This window comes from Paenibacillus sp. FSL R7-0210, from assembly GCF_038009085.1.
GTDB classification, from domain to species: domain Bacteria; phylum Bacillota; class Bacilli; order Paenibacillales; family Paenibacillaceae; genus Paenibacillus_AQ; species Paenibacillus_AQ silagei.
The window spans coordinates 4,802,511-4,820,777 of sequence record NZ_JBBPAR010000001.1 but is presented as its reverse complement, the minus strand read 5'-3'; the positions used below and the strand labels follow the sequence as shown (position 1 = coordinate 4,820,777).

Annotated in this window: 14 protein-coding genes and 1 pseudogene; 12 read left to right on the top strand and 3 right to left on the bottom strand. The window is 54.3% G+C overall.

Annotated elements, in window-relative coordinates:
- Positions 1–25: 25 nt before the first annotated feature.
- From MKY64_RS20275 to MKY64_RS20265, 3 genes are all read left to right on the top strand, one after another.
- Positions 26–1,258, top strand: coding sequence for a pyridoxal-phosphate-dependent aminotransferase family protein (locus tag MKY64_RS20275; RefSeq protein WP_340955353.1), 1,233 nt, complete (start codon positions 26–28; stop codon positions 1,256–1,258).
- Between the two features lie 318 nt (positions 1,259–1,576).
- Positions 1,577–3,385 (top strand): adenine deaminase, encoded by a 1,809-nt coding sequence (locus MKY64_RS20270; protein WP_340958139.1) that lies wholly within the window; start codon positions 1,577–1,579, stop codon positions 3,383–3,385.
- A 767-nt stretch (positions 3,386–4,152) separates the two neighbouring features.
- On the top strand, positions 4,153–4,608 hold the full coding sequence (locus MKY64_RS20265) for an IDEAL domain-containing protein (protein ID WP_036727946.1): 456 nt from the start codon (positions 4,153–4,155) through the stop codon (positions 4,606–4,608).
- Between the two features lie 73 nt (positions 4,609–4,681).
- Here MKY64_RS20265 and hemH read toward each other — a convergent pair whose 3' ends face one another.
- Positions 4,682–5,707, bottom strand: a complete 1,026-nt coding sequence (gene hemH / locus MKY64_RS20260; protein ID WP_340955352.1) for a ferrochelatase — start codon at positions 5,705–5,707, stop codon at positions 4,682–4,684.
- A 485-nt stretch (positions 5,708–6,192) separates the two neighbouring features.
- On the opposite strand from hemH, the gene MKY64_RS20255 reads away from it, so the two are divergent.
- Positions 6,193–8,514, top strand: a complete 2,322-nt coding sequence (locus tag MKY64_RS20255; RefSeq protein ID WP_340955350.1) for an FMN-binding protein — start codon at positions 6,193–6,195, stop codon at positions 8,512–8,514.
- Positions 8,515–8,706: 192 nt separating this feature from the next.
- Positions 8,707–9,663 carry a 3'-5' exoribonuclease YhaM family protein gene (locus MKY64_RS20250; protein WP_076076858.1) on the top strand — a complete coding sequence of 319 codons (957 nt, stop codon included), beginning with the start codon at positions 8,707–8,709 and terminating at the stop codon, positions 9,661–9,663.
- A gap of 85 nt (positions 9,664–9,748) precedes the next feature.
- Here MKY64_RS20250 and MKY64_RS20245 read toward each other — a convergent pair whose 3' ends face one another.
- Entirely contained in the window at positions 9,749–11,119 is a 1,371-nt protein-coding gene (locus MKY64_RS20245; protein WP_339254432.1) for a TerD family protein, read from the bottom strand.
- A 144-nt stretch (positions 11,120–11,263) separates the two neighbouring features.
- Here MKY64_RS20245 and MKY64_RS20240 point away from each other — a divergent pair.
- Both MKY64_RS20240 and MKY64_RS20235 read left to right on the top strand, forming a co-directional pair.
- Positions 11,264–11,737 (top strand): annotated as a pseudogene (locus MKY64_RS20240) (TerD family protein); the annotation flags it as partial.
- Between the two features lie 234 nt (positions 11,738–11,971).
- Positions 11,972–12,637 (top strand): vWA domain-containing protein, encoded by a 666-nt coding sequence (locus tag MKY64_RS20235; RefSeq protein WP_339257335.1) that lies wholly within the window; start codon positions 11,972–11,974, stop codon positions 12,635–12,637.
- A 636-nt stretch (positions 12,638–13,273) separates the two neighbouring features.
- Here the strand turns inward: MKY64_RS20235 and MKY64_RS20230 are convergent.
- A complete protein-coding gene (locus MKY64_RS20230; RefSeq protein WP_339254434.1) occupies positions 13,274–13,828 on the bottom strand; it encodes a GNAT family N-acetyltransferase in 555 nt (184 codons plus the stop codon).
- 275 nt (positions 13,829–14,103) lie between these two features.
- On the opposite strand from MKY64_RS20230, the gene MKY64_RS20225 reads away from it, so the two are divergent.
- The 5 genes from MKY64_RS20225 (at position 14,104) to MKY64_RS20205 (ending at position 18,262) form a co-directional block, all read left to right on the top strand.
- Positions 14,104–14,991: a LysR family transcriptional regulator gene (locus MKY64_RS20225; RefSeq protein ID WP_340955346.1), complete on the top strand. Its 888-nt coding sequence runs from the start codon at positions 14,104–14,106 to the stop codon at positions 14,989–14,991.
- A 122-nt stretch (positions 14,992–15,113) separates the two neighbouring features.
- Positions 15,114–15,986 carry a transporter substrate-binding domain-containing protein gene (locus MKY64_RS20220; protein ID WP_036727732.1) on the top strand — a complete coding sequence of 291 codons (873 nt, stop codon included), beginning with the start codon at positions 15,114–15,116 and terminating at the stop codon, positions 15,984–15,986.
- A gap of 34 nt (positions 15,987–16,020) precedes the next feature.
- The gene (locus tag MKY64_RS20215) at positions 16,021–16,803 is read left to right on the top strand and encodes an amino acid ABC transporter permease (RefSeq protein WP_339254440.1); all 783 of its coding nucleotides are present in this window, start codon (positions 16,021–16,023) and stop codon (positions 16,801–16,803) included.
- Positions 16,803–17,513, top strand: coding sequence for an amino acid ABC transporter permease (locus MKY64_RS20210; RefSeq protein ID WP_209874845.1), 711 nt, complete (start codon positions 16,803–16,805; stop codon positions 17,511–17,513). The genes MKY64_RS20215 and MKY64_RS20210 overlap by 1 nt, the downstream gene beginning before the upstream one ends.
- Complete coding sequence (locus tag MKY64_RS20205) at positions 17,510–18,262, top strand: amino acid ABC transporter ATP-binding protein (RefSeq protein ID WP_339254445.1); 753 nt, start codon at positions 17,510–17,512, stop codon at positions 18,260–18,262. The genes MKY64_RS20210 and MKY64_RS20205 overlap by 4 nt, the downstream gene beginning before the upstream one ends.
- The last annotated feature ends 5 nt before the right edge of the window (positions 18,263–18,267 follow it).

Genomic DNA, 18,267 nt, shown 5'->3' with positions numbered 1-18,267 from the left:
CTGAAAGTCTGGAGGGGAGAGAATCATGAAGCGGTACGAAGATTTGTCGCCGTCCTTGCGGTGCATTATGACCCCCGGCCCCGTGGAGGTTGATCCGCGTGTGCTGCGGGCGATGTCTTATCCGGTGCTGGGACAATTCGATCCCGAATTCACAGAGATCATGAACGAGACGATGGAGATGCTGCGTGAGCTGTTCGCCACCAGGAATCAGTGGGCGTATCCGGTAGACGGGACTTCGCGTTCCGGTATTGAAGCGGTGATGGTGAGCCTGATTGTGCCGGGGGACCGGGTGCTGGTTCCGGTCTTTGGCCGTTTCGGCCATTTGCTCCATGAGATTGCTGAACGCTGCGGTGCTGAGGTCCTCACGATAGAACAGACCTGGGGCCGCGTCTTTCCGCCGGAGGAGGTAATTGAGGCTATACGACGCTTCAAGCCGGATGTGGTGGCGATGGTTCACGGTGAGACCTCTACAGGCCGTGTGCAGCCGCTGGACGGGATCGGGCAGGCCTGCCGGGAGCAGGATGCGCTGCTGATTGTGGACGCGGTGGCGACGATCGGCGGGGTGCCGGTAGAGACAGATGCCTGGATGCTGGATGCCGTGGTCGGCGGAACGCAGAAATGCCTGTCCATCCCTTCGGGCATGGCCCCGGTGACGTATAATGACCGGGCCGAGGCCAAGCTGCTCAGGCGCAAACAGGTTGAGCGTGGACTTAGAACTGACACTGCTGCTGTCAGCGAGCTGCCCGTAGTGCGCAGTAATTACCTCGACCTGAGTATGCTGCAGGATTACTGGAGTCCCCGGCGGCTCAATCACCATACGGAGATGACCTCTATGCTCTATGCTCTGCGTGAAGGCCTGCGGCTGGTCCTGGAGGAAGGGCTGGAAGCGCGGCATGCCCGGCACAGATTCAATGAGCAAGCCCTTACTGCCGGACTGTCAGCTATGGGGCTAGAGCTGTATGGGGAGGCGAAGAGCAAGCTGACGGTAGTCACCTGTGTGCTCATTCCGGCGGGGATAGACGGGGAAGCCGTCCGTTCCATGCTGCTGCAGCGTTTCGGTATTGAGATCGCCAGCTCCTTCGGGCCGTTACAAGGCCAGATCTGGCGGATCGGTACCATGGGCTTCAGCTGCCGGGAGAATAATGTGCTGCGTCTGCTTGGTGCGCTGGAGGCGGTGCTTATCCGCCACGGGTACGCGGTACCTGCCGGACAGGGCGTTCAGGCGGCACTTGACGTATATGATTCAAAAGTAAGATAATCATACAATGCGATTTGTTTAAGTGACGGCTTGCGCCCCTTGAGGGGCGTCAGGGCCGTTTTTTCTAAAAGAAAAGAAAAAATATAGATTGAACTTGAAAAAAACAGACAGGGAAAAGTGGCGGAAGAGAATTTTGGAACTGTAGGAGCGATAGCGTCCGCCTTTGTCCCCGGATTTCTACCGCGATTAGCGGTTTGAATTAAAGAAATCTGGGGACAACAGCGGCCGGAGGGCCAAACATTCTCTGGAGTCACGGCCATCCCAGAACGGAAAACAATCAAGTACAATTTATATAATAACCGGAAGGGAGTACACATGATGACTTATACACGACAACCATTGGCCGACTGCGTGCCTGAGCTGGTAGCTACAGCCCGGGGAGATCAGAAGGCTACACTGGTAATTACAGGCGGCAAGCTGGTCAATGTCTGCTCCGGGGAGATTCTGGACGGCATGTCCGTCGCTGTACAGGGCGGGCGCATTGCTTATGTCGGCAAGGATGTCTCTCATACGATCGGGGAGGGAACGCAGGTTATTGATGCGGCCGGCAGATACATTGCTCCCGGCCTGATTGACGGACACTGCCATATCGAGAGCACTCAATTGACGGTGACTGAATTCGCCCGCGCTGTATTGCCGCTGGGGACGACCGGAGGCTTCTTCGACGCCCATGAGATAGCCAATGTATTCGGGCTAAAGGGAATTAAGCTGATGCTGGACGAGATGCGGGGAACACCGCTGGCTGCCTATATGCAGGTGGCTTCCTGTGTCCCTTCTGCGGGCGCAGAATTTGAGACAACCGGTGCGTCCATCGGACCGGAGGAAGTAGCGGAAGCCTACACCTGGGGCGAGGATGTGATCGCGCTCGGCGAAGTCATGAACTTCCCGGGTGTGGTTTACGGCGATGAGAAGATGATCGGAGAGATCCAGGCCACGCTGCGTGCGGGACGGTATGTTGACGGGCATTTCACCTGGCCGGCGAGTGACTGGAGACTTCCGGTCTATGCCGCAGCAGGGGTGACTGGGGATCATGAGTGTGTGACAGCGGAGGATGTGATCGAACGTGTACGTCTGGGGATGTATGCCAAAATGCGCCGCGGCTCTGCCTGGCATGATGTCGCCAAAACCATCACGGCGCATACCGAGCACGGGCTGGACCCGCGCCGGATGATGCTGGTGACAGATGACCGCAGCTCCGAATCGCTGCGCGATGAGGGGCATATGGATTTTGTCGTGCGCCATGCGATCTCCCAGGGGGTGAAGCCGGTCACGGCTTTTCAGATGGCAACGATCAACACAGCCGAGCGCTTCGGCGTAGCCCGCGATATCGGCTCCATCACTCCGGGCTCCTGCGCAGATATCATTCTGCTGGACGGTAATCTGGCCGATGTTCATGTGGTCATGACAATTGCGGCTGGCGTTGTTGTGGCTGAGAACGGCAGCATGACGGCTGAGCTGAGTCCTTACACCTACCCGGATGAAGTACTGGCCTCTGTGCATCTGCAGCAGCCTCCGGTTCCCGCAGACTTCGTGATCCACGCGCCCATTGAGGAAGGTGTTCTGGCTACGCGGGTCATCCAGGTCATTGAGAACCATGTGGAGACCGGCGAGCTGATCATGAGCCTGCCAGTGTCTGGATCGGAGCTGGTTGTGCAGGGCGGCCTGTGCAAAATCGCTGTTCTGGAGCGGCACAAGGGAACCGGCAACAAATCCGTAGGGGTTGTGCAGGGCATTGGCTTCCGCGAGCCTGCGGCTATAGCGATGACTGTAGCTCATGACAGCCATAATGTGCTGGTCATCGGCAATGATGATGGCTTGATGGCGCAGGCGGCGGCTGCCGTGGCGGAAGCGCAGGGTGGTGTTGCGGTGATTACCGCTGCCGGGACCACCTTGTTCCCGCTGGCGATTGCCGGACTGATGTCCGCAGAGCCATTTGAGATTGCCGCCGCGCAATCCGCTGCCATCAGCAAAGCGTTATATGATGCGGGATGTACGCTGAACTATGCTTTTATGACCCTGTCTCTGCTGGCCCTGGCGGTTATCCCCGCACTGCGGATTTCCGATAAAGGCCTGGTGCGGATCTCCCCCGAAGAGGGAATTCAGCTGGTACCGTTGTTCGTCAGCTAAGGCAGAGGGAGAACCTGCCGGGGAAGATATACTAGTATTCTAATCTTGAGCCATTCAGTCTTTCACAGACTGGGTGGCTTTTTGTTGTTTAGGAAATTATGCGAAAAACCGAATACAATCGGTGCTGCTGCGATGGCGTATGGCTCCATGCTCCACAGCCAATAACATTTATAAAGAAATCCTGCAAAAAATGCAACAATGCTATCCATACAATCGGTCGGTGAGAGAAAACACTTAGAATTGGCAAGAGATAGGCGGAGCACCGCCAGGAAAGGAAGAGACAACATTGGATCCACGTATAGTTCACCTAAACTCGCCGGAGGTGGGCGAACGTAAGTAAAGAGCAGAAGTGCACTTGTATTAGGGTTTGATACTCCCACTCTTAAACAGCGGAGCGGGCGGAATGATTGTGGAAAAGTGGAGCGGTCGCCTTTGTATCCGGATTTTCACCGATTAGGGGAATGAGAAAAATCTGGATACAAGAGCGATTGGAACAACATTCCGTTTGCGGAGCGTGCTCCTAAGCGCCGCCGTAATTCATACTCCATATCCTGCACTGCTTTGTCCTTACTCTGTGGGCATAAAAAAGATAATAATTAACCGATTTTTTGCAGTGTGAAACAGAAAATTTTAAGTTTTTAATGAAAAAGCATTAACAATAGGGGCGGAAAAGACGATAATACTTTTAAATTAGTTAAAATTATTGTCGAATCATGAAAATTCAGCATATACAGATCGTCCAAACCTGAGGAACGGGGTGCATGAGAATGTTGAGATTAGAAACACAGGACATCTTGAATATCACCAGGAAGCAAATTGCCGGTATTTTTAAAATGGAGCCGGTTGAACTGAAATTTGTCAATGATTATCAGGGTGAGCAATACCTGCTGACCAATGATAAGCTGCATCTCAGCAACCAGCATTATTGGGCTAAGGTTATGGATTGTGTGTTCGAGAACCATGTCAGACCTGTTCTGATGTGTGAGGTGCTCTACTTCCTGCGCAATGAGTTTCTGGAAAGTGACATCAAGCTGATGTTCTCCTATGATTTTGCGGAGGGCTCGGAGGGGAATGCGGCGGCCTCGGCTGAGATCAGCTTCAAGGATTCACCGGATCTGCAGCCTGATGAAATTGCCGAATTGATCGATTTTGCGCTGACTTTGCAGGATAAGCAGTGGTTCGAGGAACTGACTGCCAAATATAAACAGCTCACGGTTCAATAGTCGTACTATCAAAATAAAACGCGCCCGGCTCACAGGATGATGGCATCCGTGAGACCGGGCGTTTTTGTTATCTTCATTCGGCGGAAGACAGCCAGCCCTGGGCCGAGCAGTCTACCCGTTCCGCAAGGAAGCTGATCCATTCTTCCGTATCGTTCAGGCAAGGGGCCACCTCCAGCATCTCAGCGTTCCCGCCGCCCATGGCGAAAAGCTCCCGGCCTTCTACGGCCAACTCATGCAGTGTTTCGAGGCAGTCTGTGACAAGTCCGGGTGAGAAAATCAACGGCCGCCGGATTCCGCGTCCGTGAAGCTCCTTCAGCGTGTCCGCAGTCGACGGCCCTACCCAGGTCTCCGGCCCGAAACGGGACTGGAAGGAGAGCTGCCACCGTTCCGGGGTCCAGCCCATCGCTTCTGCGAGCAGACGGCCTGTCTCCTGGCACTGCGGCGGGTAGGGATCTCCGGTCTCGGCATAACGGCGGGGAATGCCGTGGAAGGACAGGACATAATAATCCGGCTCTTCACTCATGGCGCGGATCTGCCGCTGTAATAAGGACTGCATCGCTGCGATATATCCGGGTGCATCATGGTAGTCTTCTACGAACCGCAGTGCCGGTACGAAGCGCTTGGATACCTGCCCGTAGCGGCTGTGCCGTCCCAGAGCGGCGAAGCTGGCAGCTTCATAGACGGAAGCTGTTGTTGTTGAGGAATACTGGGGAAATAACGGAAGAACTATGATACGGGTCACTCCCGAAGCTTCCAGCTTGCGGAAGGCTTCGGCCATGCCGGGTGTGCTGTAAGCAAGCCCCAGCTCGACTTGATAACTGCTGCCCAGCAGTGCCTGGAGCGCTGCCTGCTGAGCTCTGGAATGGACGAGCAGCGGTGATCCCTCTTCCATCCAGATTTCCTGATAGAGCTTCGCGGACCGGCGCGGACGGGTACGCAGAATAATGCCGCGCAGCAGCGGCTGCCAGAGCAGCGGATGATAATCAATGATTCTGCGGTCAGACAGAAACCGCTTCAGATAAGGACGGACCGCCTTGGCGCTCGGGGCGTCAGGGGTTCCGATCTGAGCAAGAATAACGCCTATACACGACTGATTCATCAGCAGCTGTTACTCCCTTCCATGAACATGACATCGTTTTAAAATATCATATTCAAGCCCAATCACACAATATAATATATCTCACCGTTATCATATGAAGGAGGATATGGGAGATTATGAGAGGTCGGAGGAGTATATATTTTGTGCTATTGCAAAAAAGTGATGTTTCTTATAGGGTATGTGATTTTCTACACAGAGAAAAGAGTTTCAATTTTGTTACCATCAAGCCAGAAATATTCACCAGCAGCTTGAAGTCCACTTATGTGAATTAATTCACTCTATTATGTGAATTGTTTCACCTTTTGAAAGATTGTATATATAGATGAATCTTTTCTTACACGGGCTGGGCCGAGCAGGAATGAAGGAAGGAGTGGGTGACGTTCAGGAAGAGTTGGCTGCTCTTCGTAATCAGAAGGAAATGATACGGAACAAGATGGTTTGAAAACGCTACATACTACTGGGGAATAATAAAGGAGAATACGCATTTGAAAAAACTAATTTCTTTGACTGTAAGCGCAGCCTTGCTGCTCGCGCCATTAGCCTACACGATTAACGCACCGGCCTTGAACCTGAAGGTGGATGCGGTTTCAGCAGCCTCGGAAGAAGCGCCGGCAGCGACTGCTAAACCAGCTCCGAAGGCAACAGCCAAACCGGCAGCCACTCCGAAGGCAACAGCCAAACCGGCGGCAACTCCGAAGGCAACAGCCAAACCGGCGGCAACCCCGAAGGCAACAGCCAAACCGGCGGCAACCCCGAAGGCAACAGCCAAACCGACAGCCACTCCTAAGGCGACAGCTGCACCGGCAGCAACGGCTAAAGCAACCGCTAAGCCGGCAGCAACCACTGCACCGGAAGCATCTGCCAAGGCTTCAGCGAAGCCAGCGGCAACTGCTAAGCCGGCAGCAACGGCAGCTCCAGTTACTGTGCACAAGGCTGTATATCAGGACGGAGTATATGTTGCCTATGGCGATGCGTATTCCAAAGGCACAGAGGGTGCAAAGGTAACGATTAAAGACGGCAAGATCGCCGATATCGAGCTGCTCAGAACCAGCCCGAAGATCATCGACCGCAATGCCCGTGAGAATTACAGCGGCGTGTGGGCAGCCTATGGCCTGATGAAAGACAGACTGATGGGTAAAACCAGAGACGGCGCGGCTGCGGTTGACGCTGTATCCGGTGCAACCCGTACCAGTAACGGCTGGAAGCTGTCTGTAGACAGAGCTTTTGAGCGATCCCTTGCGCACCAAGCGGCTGATGCCACTTATTTTAACGGAGTCCATATGGGCGTAGACCCTGAGGCCAAATATGCAGTGTTTGCTACCTATGAAGCAAACAAGCTGACTGCGGTGAAATTGTATCTGCTGAGCGCTACCGGAGATTTCGTGGATGAGAAGACATATACGGCTGAACAGACCGCAGCGATTGCAGCAATCACTCCTGCACTGCTTGCCAAAGGTGCTAGTGCGCAGCCGGTAGCCGGCTTCGAGGCAGAGACCAAAGCCGCAGTGAACGCCTTCTGGGATGCCGAACAGAATGCCAGCATCAACAACAAGGCTGCTTATGTTGACGGATTCTACTCTTCCTACGGTACAGCAAGAAGTGTGGGCGTGGAGAGAGCGGATGTTGTGATCCGTAACGGTAAGCTGGTAGATGTGAAGTTGTTCAGACTGGGCAGCAACCTGATCGACAGAGGGGCAACCGCTTATGCGGAAGTTGTGAAGGCGAATGCTCCGATGACCGCCAAACTGCTGGCTAACGGATTCTTTATCGCTAACTATAATGAGAAGGTAGATGGAATCTCCGGCGCTACGGAGAGCAGCCATGGCTGGAACCAGGCCGTAGAGCGCGCTTTTGAGAAAGCCTTGAAGACTCCGGGTGAAGGTCAAACCTTCGATGGTAAATTTGCCGGTGTGGATAATCAGTCCAAGGTTATGCTGCTGGTTGATATCGATGCGGATCAGGTAACGGGCATCAAGCTGAGCCTGTTCGGCGCAGACGGTAAGCTGATTGCAGATGACAAGCGGACCGAAGGACAGAAATCACTGGTCGACAAGCTGACCGCAGGACTGCTCGCAAGCGGCGTGCAGGCTCCAGATATCGCCGGACAGGAAGCCTTGTCGGCTGCAGCGAAGGCAGCACTGACGGATGCTTTGACCAATGCGTCCAAGGTACAAGGCACTTATAAAGACGGCACTTTCACCGCTTATGGTGATGCTTATGACAAAGGCACGAACAAAGCAGATGTTACACTGCGTAACGGCAAGATCGTAAATGTGGCCCTTTCCCGTGTAGGCATGAACATGGTGGATCTGGGTAAATCCGCATATGCTGAGGTGCAAAAAGCTATTCCGGTGCTGACCGCCAGCTTCCTGGCCGCAGGCACAAGAGAAGGCGCTCAGGATGTGGATGCCGTATCCGGCGCTACCAGCAGCAGCAATGCGCTGAAGGCAGCCGTTGACAGAGCTTATGGTAAAGCGGAAGTTACGGAAACGGATAAGGCTGCGTATTTCGATGGCATTTTCATCGGTGCAAGTGTGGATAAGACTGTAAATGTCATGGTTACTACTAAGTATAATGTTCCTGTAACTATGGCTGTGTACTACCTGGATGATAAAGGTAAAGTAAGATATAATCTGACGGATGATGAGCTGCTGGTGAAATACGAGATCGAGAATACCTCGAACGGCAAGGGACTGCATAAGTATGGGTACCGTGCAGCAGCCTTCGGAGCGAATGATGCCCAGAAAGCCATCTCCGCCAAAGCGGTAGAAGCGATCAAAGCAGCGCTCGAATCTGCCGGCAAATAACAGAATCCATTCACTAAGGGTTGTCTTGGGTCATGCAAATGGCCGGGACAGCCCTTTTTGCAGGTGTGGACATAAATAGGAATGCCAATCGTATAGTAATTTAAAGGGATTTGGGAAGGGAGTGTCAAACCTCTAATATACACACTAATATACCCAGCAGGCCCAGGCCTGTAAGTCATAGGAGGCTTCACAATGACATTAATCAAACAGCTAGCCCCGCAGGATGAATTCACCGGCTTCTATCTGCTTAGAGAACTGGTGCTGAAACAGACGAACGGGACTCCTCCCAAGGATTACTTCGATATTGTACTAGGTGATGCCAGCGGCCAGATTTCGGCGAAATACTGGGACGTCAGCGTGACGGATAAGGAGACTTTTTTCCCGATGGCGCTGGTGAAGGTCCGGGGGATGGCTCATACGTACCGCGAGAAGCTTCAGGTCAAAATCACCAAGCTAAGACTGGTCAATGAATCCGACGGCGTATCGCTGACCGACTTCATCCGCTCAGCCCCGGTGCGTCCTGTGGACCTGGTCCATACGATTAAGAACGAGATGGCGAGTATTGCCGATCCGGAGATTGCAGCGATTGTGAACTTCTGTGTAGGGAAGGTTGAGGAGAAGCTGATGCATTATCCGGCGGCCAAGACCCATCATCATGCCTATTTCGCCGGGCTTGCTTATCACATGGTCCGCATGCTGGAGATTGGTGATTTCCTGTGTAAGCAGCGTCCGTTCCTGAATCCTGATCTGATGAGAGCGGGCATTATCCTCCATGATATCGCCAAGCCGGAAGAGATGATCTCGCAGTACGGCATTGTCTCAGACTACAGTGTGCACGGAAAACTGATTGGACATATCTCGATGGCTTCAAGCTGGATTACAGAAGCGGCCATCCGCACCGGCATTGATCTGGAATCCGAGAAGGTCATGGCGCTTCAGCATCTCGTCTTATCCCATCATAATCTGGGCGAGTGGGGAAGCCCGGTCCAGCCCCAGACGGCTGAAGCAGTTGCCCTGCATCATATCGATGCGATGGATGCGAAGCTGCAAATGGTGGAGGACGCCCTTGATACCACTCCGGAGACCGAGGAATGGACGCCATTCATCCGTGGACTGGAGAATAAGGCCGTCTACCGGCTGAAGATATAACGATTGAGACACTGGTATCGCTGAAAATAAAGCAATCCCCCCCTCCCGTAGTTGCGGTTTGGGGGGATTGCTTTATTTGGGATCTTCAGTCCGCCGCTGCGGCGGACTCCGCCTGTGCCTTCGTGACGCTGTCAGCTTCCAGGCCGTAGTGGCTGCACAGGGCCGGAAGGCCGCCCGGCAGCAACTCTCCGATAGCAGCGAATCTCCATTTGTCCTTGTAGCGGTAGAACTCGCCGATAACAACGGACATGCCTGGCATAATGTTCTGGACGAAGGGGAATACGGCCAGTCTGACTCCCGTCCGGGAATCAATCAGGGATACGGAAGCGTTCCAGATCGGGCCCGGATTCCGGTCACCGCTGAACTCCGCAACCGTAAAGGCCAGCGCAATCCGCGTGATGGCTGCAGGCAGGCTGGTCAGCTGAAGATACAGATGCCCCATGTGCGCAGCGGGCTTAGAGCAGAAGACGGAGCCGCTAGGGTCTTCCATATTCCCAGAGAAGATAAGCTCCCGCTCTTGCTCACAGCGTCCGCTCTCCCGGAGCAGGAAGGCAGCGGTCTCCGGCTGGCTGACTTCCAGGTGCGAAGCCGGAGCGTCCCACTCCACAGCGGCAAGGAGTCTGGAGGCGCTGAGCTTGTCGCCGATATCGACTCGCTGGCCGCGAACCAGCTCAGGGACCAGCAGAGCTGCAGGAGTAGGCTCCTTGACTGTAGCCGGGTGAGTCACAGAAGCTGTGACATCCTGAGCAGCTACAACGGGAGCCTCGCTATCCAGCAGGCCGGATGCTGCGGGCATCGGTGTTGTGCTGGCCTCCTTGCTGGTTGTCTTGGCAGCAGCCTTCTTCCCGGCGGCCGGCTTCTTCGCGGCCTTCTTGGGCGCTGCCTTGAACGGCGTATACCCGCCGTCATACATCGTCCCGGCCTTGTAGCCCTGGCTACTGGCTAACAGCAGCGGATCGAACTGCTGCCACTGCTCCATCAATTTCAGGAGAATCAGTGCAGAAGCTCTGGCATCCTCCAGGGCATCATGGTGCTTCAGCCGGATGCCGAAATGTGCCGAGATGACATTGAGCTTATGGGAGGGGAGGTCCTGGAGCATTTTTTTGCCGAGTAGGTAGGTACATAAATATTGAAAGCCTGGATAGCAGAGAGAGTAGTCGTCCAGGCAGTACCGCAGCACACTCATATCGAAGGCGGCATTATGCGCGATCACAATCTCCCCCTGCAGCAGCGGTTCCACCGTGGGCCACAGCTCAGCGAAAGTAGGCTGGCCTCTAACCATAGAGGGTGTAATTCCATGAATGGCAATATTCATCCCGTCGAACGGTTGCTGCGGGTCAATCAGCCAGTTGTGCTCTGCTGTAACGATACCATCACGGACCTGAACAAGCCCCAGGGCACAGGCGCTGGAGCGGCCGGAATTGGCAGTCTCAAAATCTATCGCAGTGAAATTCATCAGGTAAAGCCCCTATCTATCATCTATTACCTTTCATATTAAAGGAGCAAAGCTGGAAATACAATCTGTTCAGGTTGTGCAAGGCTGCCTCAATGGGGTATACCTTATCTATGAACTTCTGGAATAGACTGCTATGAAGAGGAGATGAAAGACTTGCAGCTGTCAAAAGGTCAAAAGGTCGATATCACCAAAGGAAGAGAAGCTCAAGAGATATCCATCCAGCTCCGCTGGAACACGCAGCATAGCGGAGTGGGCGTCGATGCGGCAGCCTTTCTATTATCAGATCAGAACCGGTGTGAACGGGATGAGGATTTTATATTTTACGGAAATCCGGTGTCGAGGGAGGGGGGAGTAGCTCATTCTGCGGAGGGGGAGAACGGGGCAGACCTGTCCATTTCGTTATCGAGAATACCTCAGCATTATGCCCGCATTGCGGTAACCTTGACGATCTATGAGGGAGAGCAGCGCAACCAGCGGATGAAGGATCTGTCCGGCTTACAGCTAACGCTGGCAGACCACAGGACTGGGCAAGAGCTGTACCGCTTCGAGTATGGGGTGGATCTGTCAGAGGAGACAGCTGTCGTAGCCGGGGAGCTGTACCGCCATCAGGGAGAGTGGAAGTTCAGTGCAATTGGCAGCGGGTATAATGGAGGACTTGCAGCCTTGTGCCGAAGCTACGGGCTTGAGGTGGAACAGGAGTCCGGGAACGAAGCCGCAGCGGCGGCTGAGGTATTGGAGCGAACACCTGAAGTGGTGGAGCAAACATCTGAGCTAGTGGAGCAGACACCTGAGGTGGTGAATAAGACCCCGAAGGTAATCCGTCAGCCCGAGGCGGAGCCTCCGGTGAATGTGTTGTCTTCGATTAATCTGCGCAAAAAGATCGTGGAGCTCACCCTGGTCAAAAAACAGCTCACCGGTGTAACCGCAAGAGTGGGTATCGTGCTGGACATCACCGGCTCCATGCGCAGCCTCTATGCCAGAGGGGTGGTGCAGGAGGTGGTAGAACGTATCCTTGCGGTTGCCAGCAAGTTCGATGATAACGGCTCCCTGGATGTGTGGGTCTATGATACGGAATTCAGCAGACTTCCGCCGGTTACCGAGCAGGAGCTTGGCAGCTATGTCTTTACTCATATTATGAACAACGATTCAATTCATAAGTTCGGGCGCAATAACGAACCGCCGGTAATGCAGGATGTCATCGGAAAATACATCAAGGAGGAGCCGGACACGACACCAGTGTTCATTATCTTCATCAATGACGGCGGCGTAGTGAAGCCGACCCGCAAGGTGATTATGGCCGCATCCGCCCTTCCGATCTTCTGGCAGTTTGTCGGCATCGGCGACTCTGACTTCGAGGTGCTGAAGCAGCTCGACACGATGAGCGGCAGACTGGTGGATAACGCCAGCTTCATCCATCTGGACCGGATTGAAGACGTATCCGATGAGGTGCTGTATGACCAGCTGTTGAATGAATTCCCGCAGTGGCTGAAGGCCGCGAAGGAGAAGAGTATTCTGTAGCAGCATTCGCAGGGAAGCGCAAAGTCTAGGCTCAGTAGCATTATTCGCAGGGAACTGTACTGTCCCTGCTCTATAGTAGCATTCGCAGAAAAACGTGCTGTCTCCGCTCTTTAGCGGCCCTCACATCGAGCTGTGTCTGCCTCCTTACTGTGGACGGATTGCACAGTGATGCCGGGAATGTTGTACTAATTGCAACTTGGATTCCTAGATACTTGTGTGTTAGGGGGGATTGTTGCACGAAATGCAGGATTTGTGCCGCCAAACCGTCCGGAGGTGGAGAAATCCTGCTTTTTATGCAACAATGTTGGACTTTGGCCGGAATGAGGAGGGGAATGTTGTACTTTGGGCAGGATTGTGCAAAATTTCCCGGCCAGGCGGAGCTTTAGGGCGTCACGCCGGAACGGTCCCCACCGCCCCGTCGGAACAGTCCCCATCGCCCGCAGTAACGGACCTCACGGCCCGCGGAAGGTGCTGAACGCCCGCCGTAACGGACCTCATAGCCCCGCCGCCCAACCGCCCCGCAGTAACGGACCTCACGGCCCACGGAAGGTGTTCAACGCCCGCCGGGAACGGACCTCATGGCCCCGTCGAAACGGAGTCCCACCGCCCCGCCGAAACGGAGCCCAACCTCCCCGCTCAGGCTGTGGAGGTTTTTTTGCTCTGCAGACCGGGCGGGGCTTGCAGCTCCAGGCGGTAGCCTTTGACCAGAGTATCCCCGTTCTTCAGATCTGTCTCATAAGCCCGCTTGAAGCCCAGTCTCTCATAGAGCTTGATCGCCGAGGCCATCATATCTGAAGTATGCAGGTTCAGGCTGGCTGCCCCCAGTGCAATGGACCTTCCTGCGGCTTCACGGATCAGAAGTCTGGCCACCCCGCGTCCCCGGACCGCCGGAGATACAGCCAGCAGACGGATGATCGGTGTATGGATACCCAGCTCCGGCCTGCCATAAGCAGCCTCTGAGGAGGTGAACAGCAGCACGCTCCCTACAATTTGTCCGTCCAGCTCCGCTACAATCCGGGAGACGGGTGCATCGCCATGAACCGAGCCGAGAATGGAATCCCGGTACTCCGCCCAGAACGGCCCGGGCAGCACGGCTGCATATTCGCTGTAAGCTTCGAGCAAGACCCTGGCAATGGCTTCACGATCGGAAGCTGCGGCTTCACGGATTACAATTTCTGCTGAGTGATTCATCTGGTGCCTCCTGTCCGGTAATGGTTTTTTGTTATTATAATCTATAAATCCGATGAGTATAAGAGGGATTTAATGATTTTGATTAATGGATAGAAAAGTTCTATCTGTAATTGTGATCAATGTAATGGTTATGGCCGTATGTTACACAATAAGTCTGTTGACAAAAAAAGGGCCGGTGACTAAGATATAAACAAATTCTATAGGAAAGTGCGGATCTAATTCATTGTTAAACGATTGGAATAGTAAAAATTATAAAATGCGGAGGGGGACTACGCTTGAACATCGAGAATATTGAAGCTTTTGTCTACATCAACCACTACGGCAGCTTCAACAAAGCGGCAGATGTGCTCTATATCTCGCAGCCGACAGTGACTGCCCGTATCCAGTCGCTGGAACGGGAGCTGGACTGCAAGGTATTCGACCGGCTGGGCAAGCAGATTAACCTGACGGATAAAGGCCGTCAGTTCCTCCCCTATGCGCAGCAAATTCTGCAGGTCTATCAGAACGGGAGGCATCAGATTCAATCCAAAGGCCAAATCCCCGGCGAGCTGAGAATCGGCAGCACAGTATCGGTCTCCAATTATCTGATGCCCCGTCTGCTGCTGCATTTGAAGCAGCGGTATCCCCACATCCGTATGAAGCTGACGACTGCTCCTACGGAAGTATTAATTGAGAAGCTGAAGGCGAAGGAGATCGATCTCGCTTTTATCCGCAAGGTAGTGAATCCGGCCATCCAGTCGTTCCCCTTCTGTGAAGACCCGATCTCGTTGTATGTGTATGCCGGTCATCCGCTGGCCCGCAAGGGCCGCGCTTCGATCCGGGAGATCTCTGACGAGACCCTTGTATTCTTCGAATGCGGCTCGCTGGACTGGATGCGTCTGCACCGGGTATTCGAGAGCATGGAGCGTCCGCCGGGCATTGTCTATCAGGTGGATAACCTGGAGACCGCCAAGAAGCTGGTGCTGAAGCAAGCGGGAATCTGCTTCCTTCCAGCCTTGAGTGTGCAGGAGGAGGTAGAGGCGGGAACGCTGGTAAGGGTGGATATCACGGAGACCGAAGGCATCTCCCTGCGGACCCACCTGATCTCGCTGAACGGGGAGAACGCGGAGTTCCTGGACACCCTGCTGGAGCTGGGGACGGGGACGTTGAGCAAGCAGAATTGACTTCTTGAATAACCATATTAAGAAACTCTATTAGCGCATGGCAGCATGCAGTGATAAAGTTAATTGCATATAATCACCACTAAACAGATAGGGATTATCTAAATTGAAAAGGGGTTTGAGAGATGAACAAGACGATTTCGTTCGCATCCACACTTGTACTAACACTGCTGATCGCTGGCTGCGGCAATAATAACAGCGCTAATAGCGGCAAGGTAGCGGAGGCAGCATCTCCGAATAGTTCCGAGTCCACGGCTGCCGCCGCCGATCCGGCTAAGGTGACCAAGATCGTGGTCGGCACCGGGACAGCTTTTCCCAATGTCTGCTTCATCGATGAGAACGGCAAGCTTACCGGGTTCGATGTTGAACTGCTGAAGGAGATTGACAAGCGCCTGCCGGAGTATGAGTTTGAATTCCAGACGATGGATTTCAGCAATCTGCTGCTTAGCCTTGAGACGAAGAAGATTGACCTGGTAGCCCATGTTATGGAGAAGAACCCGGAACGGGAGCAAAAGTACGCTTTTAACAAGGAAGCTTATGCCCACTGGAGAAACCGCATCGTTGTAGCGAAAGGCAATACCTCGATCCAGACACTGGACGATCTGCAAGGGAAGAAGGTGCTGACCGGCGCCACCAGCGCGCAAGCGCAAATTCTTGAGAACTACAACAAGGAGCACAGTGCAGATCCGATCAAAATTGTCTATCAGAACGGTGCCGCCAATGATACGGTCAACCAGATTGATTCGGGCCGGGTGGATGCTACCCTTGCTGCGGATTTCGTATTGCCGATCATTGACCCGCAGAGCAAGCTGCAGGCGGTGGGTCCAGAGCTGTCCTCTGCTGATATTCTGTATGTGCTGCGCAAGGATGATGCCCCGTCGCAGAAGCTGTCGGAGGCCATTGACGGAGTGGTCAAGGAGCTGAAGACAGACGGCACACTTGGCAAAATAAGCACACAGTGGCTGGGGGCGGACGTTACCACCTCATCGGTTCAATAATGCGCAGGCCCGTACAGCGGAAAGGAGGTGCAGGATGGGTGCACCGTTTGATCTAGGTTTTGTCTTCTCGTTCCTGCCCAAGCTGCTGACTACGCTAAGTACCACGCTGCTGATCGTAGCCTGCTCGCTGCTGGCAGGAATGATTGTCGGATTTATCATTGCGCTTCCCCGCCTGTATAAGGTGCCGGTCCTGAAGACCTGCGCTGAGGTGTACATTTCTTTTTTTCGGGGGACGCCGATTCTCATTCAGTTATTCCTGTTCTATTACGGTCTGCCTGAGGTGCTGAAGCTGGTGAATCTGGATATGACGCGGACGCCGGTGCTGGTGTTCGTGATCCTGACCTACGGCCTGCATACCGGGGCCTTCATGTCGGAGATGATCCGCGCTTCAGTGACAGCAGTCGATAAGGGCCAGGTGGAAGCGGCTTATGCTACGGGGATGACCTCTTACCAGGCTTTTACCCGTATTGTGCTGCCGCAGGCGCTGGGAATTGCGGTTCCTGTCTTTTCGAACCTGCTCATAGCGCTGCTGAAGGATACTTCGCTGGCGTTCACGCTGGGAGTGATGGAGATGACGGGCAAGGCTCAGACCCTGGGCAGTGCGACCCAGCATTTCATTGAGACGTATATTGCACTTGCCCTTATCTATCTTGTGATCAGTTTTACGATTGAAAAGCTGCTGCTGGTTGCGGAGAAGCGTCTGCTCAGGCATGAAGCCCAGGACAGTCCGGCCAAGAAGCGGTTCACTCTTCAGCGAAAAGCGTCCTACCGCACAATTGTCGCGGATATGGGAGCGGGTAAAGGAGGCGGTGCGTAATGAAGCTGGATCCATCTTTTATCTGGACGGCGTTTCTGCAAATTCTGGGAGCCATTCCTACGACGCTGTATATTACGGTTGTGTCGGTGTTGGCAGGCTTCGTGATCGGTACGGTTGTGGCTCTGATCCGGATTTATAGAGTCCCCGGGCTGTATCCGCTGGCCGTAGGGTATGTCACGTTCATACGCGGCACCCCGATGCTGACGCATCTGCTGCTGATCTATTTCGGGCTGCCGATGATTATCGACGGCCTTGCTGCACAATTTGGCTGGAGCTTCCGCTCTGTATCGATACCGATGATCGGCTTCGCCTATATTTCCTTCTCCATTACGGCGGGTGCCTATATGTCCGAGGTGGTGCGCTCCGGTCTGCTCGCGGTGGATCGAGGTCAGCTCGAAGCGGCCCATTCCATCGGAATGAGCACGCCTCAGGCGCTGCGGCGGATTGTGTTCCCCCAGGCGCTGGCGGCGAGCCTGCCGAATCTGTCGAATTCTGTGATCGGGATGCTGCACGGGTCTACGCTGGCTTTTACCGTATCGGTGGTGGATATCAATGCCCAGGCGCAGATTGTCGCTTCGACCAACTGGAAGTTCTTCGAGGCTTACCTGGCGGCGGCGCTGATCTTCTGGGGACTGACGTTCCTCATTGAGCGGGCAACTGCCGTCATTGAGAGACGGATCAATCTGTATAACCGGGGGGGAGTCGCATGATTAAGCTGACACAGCTATCGAAGTCGTTCGGGCGCCATCAGGTGCTGAACCAGATTGATCTGGAGGTGTCCAAGGGCGAGGTGGTGGTCATTCTCGGTCCCAGCGGCTCCGGCAAAACCACGCTGCTGCGCTGTGTGAATGTTCTGGAGAAGCCCAGCGGAGGCGAAATTTCCATCGGGGACTTCAAGCTGGGCTTCCGGCACGCCCGCAAGAAGGATATCCACCAGCTCCGGCAAAAGACGGCGATGGTCTTCCAGCAGTACAATCTGTTCCGGCACAAAACCGCGCTAGAGAATGTGATGGAAGGCCTCCTAATCGTCAAGAAGCTGCCAAAGGAGGCGGCGAGAGAGAAGAGCATCGCGCTGCTGGAAAAGGTCGGGCTTGGCAGCAAGCTGGATGCCTATCCGAGCCAGCTCTCCGGCGGGCAGCAGCAGCGGGTCGGCATTGCCCGGGCGCTGGCGCTGGAGCCGGAAGTGATTCTGTTCGATGAACCGACCTCGGCACTGGACCCGGAGCTGGTGGGCGAAGTGCTTGCGGTGATCCGCAAGATCGCCAAGGAAGGCATCACGATGATTGTGGTGACGCATGAAATGGGGTTTGCCCGCGATGTGGCAAATCATGTGGTTTTCATGGACGGCGGTGTGATTGTCGAGGAGGGCACGCCCACGGAAGTATTCAACCACCCGCGTGAAGAACGAACGAAGCAGTTCCTGAAGCGGATTACGCCGGAGCTGAACTATTCCATCTAGGAGGC